8 protein-coding genes are annotated in these 11826 nt (G+C 59.7%); 2 read left to right on the forward strand and 6 right to left on the reverse strand.

Annotated features, from left to right (window positions below):
• Positions 1 to 17: 17 nt before the first annotated feature.
• Genes K3725_RS03540 through K3725_RS03560 form a run of 5 tightly spaced genes read right to left on the reverse strand, consistent with a single transcriptional unit; the run spans position 18 to position 7245 of the window.
• Positions 18 to 1382: a CoA transferase gene (locus K3725_RS03540; protein ID WP_260017485.1), complete on the reverse strand. Its 1365-nt coding sequence runs from the start codon at positions 1380 to 1382 to the stop codon at positions 18 to 20.
• Complete coding sequence (locus tag K3725_RS03545; protein ID WP_260017486.1) at positions 1379 to 2533, reverse strand: ABC transporter permease; 1155 nt, start codon at positions 2531 to 2533, stop codon at positions 1379 to 1381. The genes K3725_RS03540 and K3725_RS03545 overlap by 4 nt, the downstream gene beginning before the upstream one ends.
• Positions 2530 to 3558 (reverse strand): ABC transporter permease, encoded by a 1029-nt coding sequence (locus K3725_RS03550; protein ID WP_260017487.1) that lies wholly within the window; start codon positions 3556 to 3558, stop codon positions 2530 to 2532. Before K3725_RS03550 ends, K3725_RS03545 begins: the two co-directional genes overlap by 4 nt.
• Complete coding sequence (locus K3725_RS03555; protein WP_260017488.1) at positions 3558 to 5471, reverse strand: ABC transporter substrate-binding protein; 1914 nt, start codon at positions 5469 to 5471, stop codon at positions 3558 to 3560. Before K3725_RS03555 ends, K3725_RS03550 begins: the two co-directional genes overlap by 1 nt.
• Positions 5464 to 7245, reverse strand: a complete 1782-nt coding sequence (locus tag K3725_RS03560) for an ABC transporter ATP-binding protein (protein ID WP_260017489.1) — start codon at positions 7243 to 7245, stop codon at positions 5464 to 5466. The genes K3725_RS03555 and K3725_RS03560 overlap by 8 nt, the downstream gene beginning before the upstream one ends.
• Positions 7246 to 7251: 6 nt before the next feature.
• On the opposite strand from K3725_RS03560, the gene K3725_RS03565 reads away from it, so the two are divergent.
• Positions 7252 to 7575, forward strand: a complete 324-nt coding sequence (locus K3725_RS03565; RefSeq protein WP_260017490.1) for a hypothetical protein — start codon at positions 7252 to 7254, stop codon at positions 7573 to 7575.
• A 92-nt stretch (positions 7576 to 7667) separates the two neighbouring features.
• Positions 7668 to 8333 (forward strand): TetR/AcrR family transcriptional regulator, encoded by a 666-nt coding sequence (locus K3725_RS03570; protein WP_260017491.1) that lies wholly within the window; start codon positions 7668 to 7670, stop codon positions 8331 to 8333.
• Between the two features lie 31 nt (positions 8334 to 8364).
• Here K3725_RS03570 and K3725_RS03575 read toward each other — a convergent pair whose 3' ends face one another.
• Positions 8365 to 11787, reverse strand: a complete 3423-nt coding sequence (locus K3725_RS03575) for an indolepyruvate ferredoxin oxidoreductase family protein (protein ID WP_260017492.1) — start codon at positions 11785 to 11787, stop codon at positions 8365 to 8367.
• Positions 11788 to 11826: the final 39 nt, after the last annotated feature.

The raw sequence follows: 11826 nt of genomic DNA on the forward strand, positions 1-11826 counted from the left end.
GCGCCTCATAGCCAAGTTCAGCTTCTTTTGCGCGGTTTTTCAGCCCAGGCAGGGGGAGCACTGCCGCAGCGGGTTGCTGCCATTTCCCAGCGCATAGCAGTGCCGCTCATGTTGAGCGGTGCGGCAAGCCGGCGGCCAGGCCCCCAGCTGCTTGCTTCAACATCCGGTGCGTAGTCGCAATCAATTGGTCCGATGATTTCCGGACCTTCGGCAGATTTTTCCATCCCGGCCAGCAACTCCGCCGTGCGCGCCAGCGATAGGCGGGCCTGTGGAACTGCCTCACCTTGTGCTGCTGTGGTGAGTGCCGAAAGGACTGCGGCGGCCATCAGGTATCCAGTTGCATGATCGAGCGCTTGCACAGGGAGAGGGTGCGGGTTCTCCGTTCCAGCCCAGTTCCGGCCCGCATCAGCAATTCCCGCGCTCATTTGAACCAAGCTGTCGAAGCCGCGCCGTGTCGCCCAGGGGCCAGTCCAGCCATAAGCGTCCAATTGCACCTCGACGGTGTTTGGCGCAAGCTGCCGACGGGTCTGTGCGCCATACCCCAGCCCATCCAAGGCGCCTGGCCGGTAGCCGTGCACCAGTACATCGGCCTCGCTTAGCAAGGTTTCAAAAACCTGCCTGTCGCTATCTTCAGTCAGGTCGAGCGCAGCCATGCGCTTGCCCAGTGAGATGTCTGTGATTACTCCCGGCTCATCCCATCCAGGCGGGTCGATGCGCAGTACATCAGCCCCGAACCCCGCAAGGGTGCGGGTCGAGACCGGGCCTGCAAGAACACGAGTCAAGTCCAGCACCCGTAATCCAGCGAGAGGGCGTGCTGCCGTTGCTTCCGGCCGGTCCCGCAACTCGACCGGTTCCCGAGCTGACCAGAAGATCAGCGGTTCCGAGGCCACTGCACGGCCTTGAGGGTGCGCCAGCCAGTCGGCACGGCAGCGCATGGCGGCAGCTACGCCGCCGGCCGCCACGGTTTCGCTTTCAAGCGCGTCGGCCTGCCAGTGTTTTACCGCATCAGCTACAGCTTCCCCTGTTCCGGAGCAATCGAGCACTTGCAGCGCAGCCTTGCGGTGATGCGGCAGGTTGGTGTGCAGGCGAATCCAGCCGTCCTTGGCTTTGTAAACGCCTGCTATGTCATCCCAAAGGTTCGGGAGCTCCCAGCCCTTAGGCCGGAAGCTGTAACCGAACCAGAGTGAAGCAAGCCGCTGATCCACAGTAACTTCTGGCGCAGAAGCGGTCAGGTTCATCACGTCTATCAGCCTTGCCAGTTCGAGACCCACTGTGCCGATCGAAGCGACAGCCAATTCGGTGACCGCGAAAGCGCTGAGCAAATGGCCGTTTCCGGTCACCTGATATTGGCCTGCGGCGGGCAGGCTGCTGAGGAGGGTCATTGCTGATACGGGTCCAGGCTGTCCCGCAATCCGTCACCAAGGAAGTTAAATGCAAGCACGACGATGACAATCGGCAGCATAGGTATTGCGAGCCAAGGATAGATTTCAACAGACGTGAGGTTCTGCGCATCATTCAACATCACTCCCCAACTGACCGCCGGAGCGCGCAGACCAAGGCCGAGAAATGACAACGCAGTTTCACCAAGGATCATCGCAGGGATCGACAGGGTGGCTGATGCGATCAGGTGCGACATGAAATTCGGTAGAAGGTGCTTGCGGATCACCCGCCCGGAGGAGGCCCCCATCATTTCTGCAGCACGAACATATTCCTCCTCCCGCAGGGACAGGAACTTGGCGCGCACGGAGCGGGCTAGTCCGGGCCAGTCAAGAATGCCAAGAATGATTGAGATAATGAAGAACACAGCAACAGGCGACCAGTTTGAAGGCACCGCGGCAGACAGGGCGAGCCACAAAGGCAGTTCCGGTAGTGATCTCAAGATCTCGATCACCCGGTTTATTGTCCAGTCCACGCGGCCGCCGAAATAACCAGCGACACTGCCGAAGAAAATGCCAAGTACAAAGGAGACCGTGATTCCGATCAGGCCAACCGTCAGTGATAGCTGTGCGCCATAGGACACGCGGCTGAATATGTCGCGGCCCAGACGGTCGGAGCCCATAATGAAGATCGTGGCCTCTTCGCTGGCGCAAAACAGATGCCTGTTGCTCTCTATGAAACCCGCGAGGTTGTAGGTGCTGCCTTCGCAGAAAAACTTGAGCTTTAACGGCCGCGAGGTGTCCGGTTTGAACTCCCACTGGAAGGTCTCCAGGTTGGCTTCGGAGGTCATCGGGTAGACGAAGGGGCCGACAAACTCGCCTTCGTGAAACAGCTTGATTGACTGCGGGGGCGAGTAGAGGTGCTCGGAAAACCGCTGGTTCGGGCCGTAAGGGGCAATAAAACCGGCAAACGGGATCAGCCCGTAGGCAATCAGCAGAAAAATACCCGAGATGAGGCCCAGCCTGTGCGTCTTGAACTTACGCCAGACCAGTAGCCAGTTTGGGGCATCCAGATCCTTCCGCTCCAGTTCCAGCAGCGAGGCCTGCGGATCAAATGGTTCATCGTCGACATAGCGTCCGTCGGGCAGATGGGTCATGCGTCACGCCCCTCGTAGCGGATTCTGGGGTCAAGCAGCACCAGCAGCACATCCGAAATCATGGTACCGATCAGGGTGAGAAGGGCAACGAACATGAGTACGAACCCCGAGAGGAACATGTCTTGTGTCTTGAGCGCTGTCAGCAGGGTCGGGCCGATGGTTTGCAGGCCCAGCACCACCGACACAAGGACAGAGCCGGAAATCATCGAGGGCAGCAGGTTGCCGATATCTGCAACAAAGGGGTTGAAGGCCACCCGCAGCGGGTATTTTGTCAGCATGCGGGACGGCGCCATGCCCTTGGCGATGGCGGTTTCCACATAGGGTTTGCCCAGTTCATCCAGCATGTTGGCCCGCAGCCGCTGCATCATCGCCGAGGCGCCGGCTGTACCGATCACAAAGGTTGGAACAATGAGGTGCACCAGGATGGATTTTACCTTGTCCCAATTCATCGGCATACCTTCGAATTCAGGCGCCATAAGCCCCCCGATCGGCAGGTCAAACCACCGGTGGCCGTAGTAGAACAGGATCAGCGCCAGCAGGAAGTTCGGTGTGGCAAGCCCCAGATAGCCTACAAAAGCGGTGGTGTAGTCGACCCAGGTGCGCGCGCGGGCCGCCGCCAGAACGCCCAAGGGCAGGGCGACGGCATAGACAAAAATCACGGCGGCCAAGTTCACGAGCACCGTCAGCCACAGGCTGTCGCCGACAATATCGGCCACCGGGCTGTCAAACTCAAACGACCAGCCGAAATTGCCTTGGACCATGCCGGAAAACCCGTGCGGCCCCGGCATGAAACCCATCCAGATCATGTATTGCTGCCAAAGCGGCTTATCGAGTGCGTATTCCTTGCGCAGAAATTCTGCCTTGGCCACCCCCGCGGACTGTCCGGTTGCCTGCAGTTCGGCAATTTGGTTCGACAGGTAGTCGCCGGGTGGCAAGTTGATGATGACGAAGATCAGCACCGACACCACCAGCAGGGTCATCAGCATGGTGCCAAAACGGTAGATGGCGTATCGCAGTATTTCCATCAGTCAAGGCCACCCTGGAAGAAGAACTCATCCGGCCGGTAGACGCCGAAATGTGCTCCGGGATCCCAAGCCCAGATTGCTTTTTCTGGCACATTGCGCAGCCGGTTGCTGACGACGACGGGTTGCGGAGCAGCGGCAACCACGCCGATGGCATATACTTGTTCTGCGTGGATTTTTAGCATGGCGTGCCATGCAGCCATGCGTTCGGCCTTGGTCGTGGCCATGTCCCAGTCCTGCAAGAGGGAGAGAAGCTGCCGGGCTGGCGCCATGTCAGGCGGTTCGCCTGAATTGCCGCCTGTCTGGTAGTACTGACCCCACTTAGGCCAGGACAGAAAGACCTGATCAGTCGGTGCCAAGTAAACGGGGGATGTATAGGACTGAGGCAGACCGTTGTCCCAGCCGAACCAGGCGGAGGCCATCGACCTTCCTGAGAACACGCGGTTCCTGAGTATATCGCGGTCCAGAGGCCGCATAATTAGTTTGACGCCGACATCACGCCAGTCATCTGCGATGATCTGCAGGGCGTTTTCCACTTCCTGCCGTTCGCCGGCGGTTTCCACGATCAGTTCCATTAGGCGCCCGTCAGGCAAATAGCGGATGCCATAGCCGTCTTTTTCAGTTAGCCCGGCTTCGTCCAGCAAGTTGCTGGCGTGTTCCGGATCAAACTGTGCCCATGCATTTCTGAACGCGGGATCAAAAAGCTCGCTTTGCTCCAAAACGGTCATCGCGCCGGGTTTGGCAAGGTTGAAATAAAGTGCCCGGTTGATAGCGCGCCGATTGATTGCCAGCGATAGAGCGCGCCGCACCCGCACATCACGCAGTACTGTCCGCCACACCGGGTCCTGAGTGTTCAAGTTCGGGTAAATGGCAATTTGCGAGGCCGCACCGTTGCCCCAAAGATAGGTTTTGTAGCCGGAGTTGTCCTTTTCCCCTTTGCGCAGGATAGGAATGTCGCGGAAATCCAGCCCGCGGGCCTGCAAATCGGCTTCCCCAGCATTTGATTTGGCAGCCACCAGCCCTGCGGTCACGATCTCCATCTCTACGGTATCAATATATGGTAGCTGGACACCCCGGCTGTCGATCCGGTGGTAGTAAGGGTTGCGTACAAACTGGTGGCGGATCTTCTTGCCGGGAGAAGCGTTGATCCACGGCTGCAGAGTTGGAAGCTCGTGGTTATCGAATTTGTACATATTGTCGTACTTGTTGTGCAGGGCAGCCCAGCTTTTCACGCGGGCATAGTCGACTTCTTCTTCCAGAATTTCAGGGTCGGCGTAATTCGCGTGAAACTGTTTCAGGTACTTGGCCGGGCGGTAGATAAAGGGCGGGCGCGCCTGCGCCAGCATGTGCAGAAAACTGGGATTGGGATCGTCCCACTCATAAATCACGGTGGTTTCGTCGGGGAAGCTGACCCGTGGCAGCTTACCCATCACCCGCAGAAAATCCGGCGGCCCGGCCGGGCTCAGCAGTTCGTTGTTGGCGACATCATCCCACCAATAACGGAAATCGTCCGATGTGAAGGAATCGCCGTTGGACCAGCGGTGCCCGGGCCGCAGTTTCAGCGTGTAGCGGCGGTTGCCATCGTTATCATAACCCAGAAGAATGTCCGGCTTTAACTGATACTTCTCATCATAGCCTGCCAGCCGCGCGTATCCATAGACCACCATCTGCCGGATGTCCTTGGAGCGGGTGACCATCGTATTGAGAGTGCCGCCCTGAATGCCAAAATCGCGGCCCTTGGCCGCCAGATCGACCACCAGCGGCACCTCGGGCAGACGTTTGGCAACGGGAGGGAGGTATCCCGCCTTAACTTCTGACTTCCAGAAGCCGCTTTCCTGCACCGTGATGTCTGCGTGAGCACTTAAAGGCGCAAGGCAGAAGGCAGCGGCTAGCAGAGCTTTCAAAGCATCAAGCATGGCAGCGCACCTTGTGGCCAGGTTCCAGGTGTTTCATTCCCACTAAAGGCGGAGCATCAGCACCGTTGAACCTGAACGCTTCAGGCCAGTGCTCGGGGGCGCCCGCACCCTGGGCCACCAGTTTCAGATCAATTGGCCGGTCTATGTCTGGCTCCGGCTGGGCAGCGATCAGCGCCTTGGTATAGGGATGCTGCGGATTGTAGAACAGTGTCTCTGGCGGGGCCTGCTCGACGATCAGACCGCGCCGCATTACCGCCACTTCATCTGCAATCCGTGCCACCACGGCCAGATCATGGCTGATGAACAGATACGACAAATTGTTCTTGTCTCGGATTTCCTCAAGCAGCCGGAGGATCTGTTCTTGGACCGATACGTCGAGTGCAGAAGTCGGTTCATCGCAGACAATCAGAGCAGGGTCCAGCATCAGAGCGCGCGCAATTGACAGGCGCTGGCGCTGACCGCCGGAAAAGGCGTGAGGATAGCGTTTCAGCATATCAGAGGAGAGACCCACGAGGCGCAGCATTTCCGCTGCCTTGTCACGCCGTTCAGAACGGGTGCCGATACGATGGATGTCCAGCGGTTCCATCAGTGTGTCCTGAATGCGCATTCTGGGCGATAGGGACGAGTACGGATCCTGAAACACCATTTGAGCCTGCCTCTGAAAAGCTGTTCTCGTTTCCCGGTCCATGTCATGCACTGCAACCGGGGGGCTGCCGGGGGTTGGCCGGAACAGAATCTCGCCGCCGGAATCGGGCGGTTCCGCCCCTAGTGCGATCCGGGCGGCTGTTGTCTTGCCTGAGCCGCTCTCCCCCACAATTGCCAGTGTCTCACCTCGGGTCACCCGTAAGTCGATTTCCCGGCAGGCATGGATCAGTGTCGGGGCCTGCCAGCCTTTGCCTGCCCGCAGGGTATAGGTTTTGGAGATGTTTTTCATCTCCAGGATCAGGTCATCGCGCGAAGGCGGAATTGCGACAACTTCTGCATTCGGAATTTCCGGTGCAGCGTCAAACAATACCTTGGTGTAGGGGTGTGCCGGTGCGCGGAGCATCGGTTCGGCAGGCCCGGATTCCATAACCCTGCCTTTGTGCATCACCACCACTTGCTCAGCCATATTGGCAACTACGCCCAGATCGTGGGTGACCAGGATCATCGCCATTCCGGTTTCGCGCTGCAGATCCTTCATCAGCCCCAGCACTTGCGCCTGTGTAGTTACATCCAGTGCTGTGGTCGGCTCGTCTGCAATCAGCAGGTCGGGCTTGGCAACCATTGCCATGGCAATCATCGCCCGCTGGCGCATTCCTCCCGAAAGCTCGAACGGGTAGGAGCGGTAGGTGCGCTCTGGCTCAGGAAACCCGACCCGTTCAAAACACTCCAGAACCACGTTACGTGCTTCGCGTTCAGATTTGCGCCCGTGCAGCCACAGGACTTCGGATACTTGGTTTCCGATCCGGTGCAGTGGTGACAGGGACCGCATGGGCTCCTGAAAGATCATTGAGACCGTATTGCCGCGCACGTCGCGCATCAAGCGTTCGTCAAGCGTGGCCAGATCAAGCTTCTTGCCCCGGCTCTCCAGTAATATTCGTCCGGAACGCAGCTGCGCCACCTTTGGCAGAATACGCAGAACTGCGCGGCAGGAAATCGTCTTGCCCGAGCCGCTTTCCCCAACCAAGGCAAGTGTTTCGCCGGGCTGGACAGCAAAGCTGACGTCCTTGACAACGGAGTCTCCTTTGCCAAACCCGATGCTGAGGTTTTCAACGGACAGCAGAGGGCGCATTCAGAATTGCCCGCCCAGCTGGTTCAAGGCGCTCATGAGATTGTGTTTTCCCCTGTTTTTTTCATCACCTTCGCGCGCCGAAGGCCTTTTAGTCAAACCCCATTTGACCAGATGCCGGATTTGAAAGTGGTAATTGGCAAAGCTTATGAGGCTGTTGCGAGCCCGCGGTTGCAGAGCAACGAGTATGCAAGCCGTCTGAAAGGGGCTGGAGTACTGCGCCAGCGTTCAGTCACGATTGATCATGACCTCGTGCAGGCCGCTGCCTGCGGCTGGAAACTTCTGAAAACCGGACCAGCAGAACGGTGTGTCGCTAAGGCCACTCAAACCTGACAGCAATTCGGCGCAGACTTGAGTGCTGTGTTGGCGCTGGCTGCAGGCCCGGCGTAGACTATCGCAAAAGCAATCTACCTGAAAGGCCGCCCATGGCGCAAAAACCTGTTCTGCACCGGGATGACCCTGAGGCTGAGCCTTTGATCGGCAACATCAAAGTCACCCGCAACGACTGGCTGAACGTGGCGATGGACGTGCTGATCTCTGACGGGGTTGAGCAGGTCAAAGTGCTGGCGCTGGCTGAGCGGATGCAGGTTTCAAGGTCGTCGTTCTACTGGTACTTTAAGTCGCGCCAGGATCTGCTGGACGCGCTTCTGAAAACCTGGGAGCAGACGAACACAGCGGGCATGGTGCGCCAGGCTGAGGCCTCGGCCAAGACTATCACGGGGGCCGTGCTGAATGTCTTCCATTGCATTACCAACCCCAACCTTTTCAACACCGCGCTGGACTTTGCAGTGCGGGACTGGTCGCGCCGATCTGGCAAGGTGCGCAGCCTGCTGGATCGCTCTGACCGGCGCCGGGTTGAGGCGCTGACTGAAATGTTTGCCCGTTATGGCTACCCCGAACGAGAGGCTATGACCCGCGCCAAGGTGCTGTATTACATGCAGCTAGGCTACGACATGGCGGACCCGAACGAAAGCCATGCCCATCGGCTGGAAGTGACGCCCGAGTACCTGAAAGTGTTCACCGGGCGCGAGCCGCTGGCTGAGGAGATCGACGCCTTCACCGAGTTCACGCGCCAGCACTGGGACATCTGATATCCCAGCGCCGGCTTGTGATGGATGGTTGTTAAAGGCTGAGCAGCACCTCATCCGTTGCATGTCGGACTTTTCTGGCGGCTTCCAGGCGCACCGGGCCGTAACCGCGGATTTCCATCGGTGCTTGCAGAATTGCGATACAGGCGTCATGGGTGCCAGGCGTATAGCGCTGGGCAATCTTGCTGAGCGCGGCCTCGTACCATGTCAGCAGATCGCGGTGCAGGCGGGCTTCCTCATGGTAGCCAAAGACGTTGAAGGCAGTGCCGCGCAGGCGGCGTGCCTTGACCAGCAGGTTCAGAGCCGGGCGCAGCCAAGGGCCGAATGAGCGTTTCAGCGGCCGGCCGCGGCTATCCTTTTTTAGGCTCAGCAGCGGCGGAGCGAGGTGGTATTTGACCGTGAAATCTCCCTCGAATTCGTCCTCGATCTGGTGACGGAATTTTTCACTGGTCAATAGCCGCGCAACCTCGAATTCGTCTTTGTAGGCCATGAGCTTGAACAGCGACCGGGCGGCTGCAGCGGTTAGCTGCTCCTGTGCCTCAGCAGGCAGGGCGTCGCGGAACCGTCCCAGCGTTTCCTGATACCGGGATGCATATTCGGTATCCTGGTATCCGGTCAGGAAGGTTGCGCGCCGTTGAACCAGCTCTTGCAGCGTTTCGCCCTCGTCAGGAGTTTCCTTGTAGACGTCTTCAACCAGCTTCGGGTCTGCTGCCATGGCGCGGCCGATGGCAAAGGCGAGCCGGTTTTTTTCGACCGCAACGCCGTTGAGTTCGATCGCTTGGTCCAATGCTCCGGCGCTGACCGGCACCAGCCCCTTTTGCCAGGCAAAGCCCAGCATCATGACATTGGCGAGGACCGCGTCGCCCAGCATTGTTTCGGCAGCCTCGTTGGCATTGAAGCCGGACAGGTTGGCCGGACCAACAGCGTCGGCGATGGTGCGTTCTCGTACCGCTGCCATCAGGTCGGCATCGCGGCGCAGAACCAGATCTCCTGTGGGCATCTCGGCCCGGTTCAGAACTATCCGGGTGCCTGCACGGTAATGAGCCGAGGCCTTGGGCGCCGAGCTCACGACGACATCGCAGCCGATGACCGCATCCGCGCCGCCCTGGTCGATCCGCACCTGGTTCAGTGTCTCCGGAGACTTAGAGAGCCTGATGTAGCTCAGCACAGTGCCGAACTTCTGGGCAAAACCGGTGAAGTCCAGAACGCTCGATCCCTTGCCCTCCAGATGCGCGGCCATGGTGATCAGGGCCCCAACGGTGACAACGCCGGTGCCGCCTACTCCGGTAACGAGCAGGTCAAACGGTTCTGCCAGGGAGGGAAGGTCCGGGGCGGGCAGCTGGGCTGCCAGTTTGGCGGCGTCCAGCCCGGCAGGCTTCTTCTTGCGCCGGGTTGCGCCCTCGACGGTGACGAAGCTGGGGCAGAAGCCGTTGAGGCAGGAGAAGTCCTTGTTGCAGGTGGAGAGGTTGATCTTGCGCTTGCGGCCAAAGGGCGTTTCCTTCGGCTCCACGCTCAGGCAGTTGGATTCCACCGAGCAATCGCCGCAACCCTCACAGACCAGGTCGTTGATGAAGGCAAAGCGTTTCGGGTCCTCCATCTTGCCGCGCTTGCGGCGGCGGCGCTTTTCGGTGGCGCAGGTCTGTTCGTAGATCAGCACGGTGACGCCGGGGACCTCGCGCAGTTCACGCTGGACCGTGTCCAGTTCTGCGCGGTCATGGAAGGTGGTGCCGCTTGGGAAATCCCCATGGCTGAACTTGCCGTTGTTGTCCGAGACCAGGGCAATACGCTGCACGCCTTCGGCGCGGCAGGTCTGGGCGATGCCATGCACCGAAACCGGTCCGTCCACCGGCTGGCCGCCGGTCATCGCCACCGCGTCGTTATACAGGATCTTGTAGGTGATGTTGGTGCCGGCCGCGACCGCCTGGCGGATCGCCAGCGAACCGGAGTGATACCAGGTGCCTTCGCCGAGGTTCTGAAACACATGCTTGTTTCCATTGAACTGCGAGGCAACGGTCCACGGCACGCCTTCACCGCCCATCTGGGCATAGCCGGCGGTTTCACGGTCCATCCAGCTGGCCATCACATGGCAGCCGATGCCGGAAAACGCCTTGGAGCCTTCCGGCAGCTTGGTAGACGTGTTGTGCGGGCAGCCGGAGCAGAAGTAAGGCGTGCGGGTGGCGCCGGGCACGTTCAGCACTTTCGGCGGTTCAGCCGTCAGCGCAGCGGCCTTGGCCGGAAGGTTTTCTTCCGGGAAAAACTTGTCCAGCCGCGCCGCCACGATGGGCGCCAGCAGCAGCGGGCTCAGCTCACCGGTCCACGGGATCAGCGGCTCGCCCTGGCTGTCGTATTTGCCGACCATCTTCTCCGGCTTGCTGCCGGGCCAGTCATAGAAGTTTTCTTTGAACTGGCTTTCGATGATGCCGCGCTTTTCTTCTACAACCAGAACTTCCTGCTTGCCCTTCACGAACTTCAGCGCATCGGTGCGGTCCAGTGGCCAGACCATGCCGACCTTGTAGATGTCGATACCCAGACGGCGGCAGCCGGCCTCGTCCAGCCCCAGAAGGCGCAGGGCCTCCATCAGGTCCAGATGGCCCTTGCCGGTAGAGACAAAGCCGAAACGGGCGTCCTTGATGTCATAAATCCGCTTGTCGATCGGGTTTGCCTCGGCAAAGGCACGCACCGCGTCCAGCTTGGCATGGATGCGGGTTTCAATCTCGGGCGAGGGCAGGTCGGCGCGGCGGATATGCAGCCCGCCGGGGTAATCCGGCAGCTCCGGGTAAACGAACTGACGGTCCGGCTGCAGCTCCACCGAGCGCGCGCTCTCCACGGTTTCCGACACTGCTTTGAAGCCGACCCAGGTGCCTGAGTAGCGGGACAGGGCAAAGCCGTATTCGCCGAAAGTCAGGTATTCTGAAACATCCGCCGGGTTCAGAACCGGCATGAACCAGGACATAAAGGCCACATCCGACTGGTGCGGCATGGAAGAGCTTACGCAGCCGTGGTCATCACCGGCGACGACCAGCACTCCGCCTTTCGCCGACGACCCGTAGGCGTTGCCGTGCTTCAGCGCATCACCGGAGCGGTCAACTCCCGGGCCTTTGCCGTACCACATGGAAAAAACACCCTCGACCTCGCAATGAGGGTCCAGAATGGCCTGCTGGGCGCCCAAAACGGCGGTAGCACCCAAGTCTTCATTCACGGCGGGCATGAACTTGATGCGGTGGTCTTGCATCCGCCCCTTGGCGCGCCAGAATTCCAGGTCTACGCCACCCAGCGGGGAGCCGCGGTAGCCGGAGACAAAGCCCGCGGTGTTCAAGCCTGCCTTCTGGTCGCGGCGGGCCTGGTCCAGCATCACCCGGGCCAGCGCCTGGGTGCCGGTCAGGAACACCCGGCCTTTGGTCATGTCGTACCGGTCGTCCAGTTTGTAGCTGCGAAAGTCGTGGCTCAGCTTCGTCATGGCGTCGGAATCCTTGCGCGGAAATGTGGTTTGCGGAAA

It is taken from the genome of Leisingera sp. S132, from assembly GCF_025144465.1.
Taxonomy (GTDB): Bacteria; Pseudomonadota; Alphaproteobacteria; order Rhodobacterales; family Rhodobacteraceae; genus Leisingera.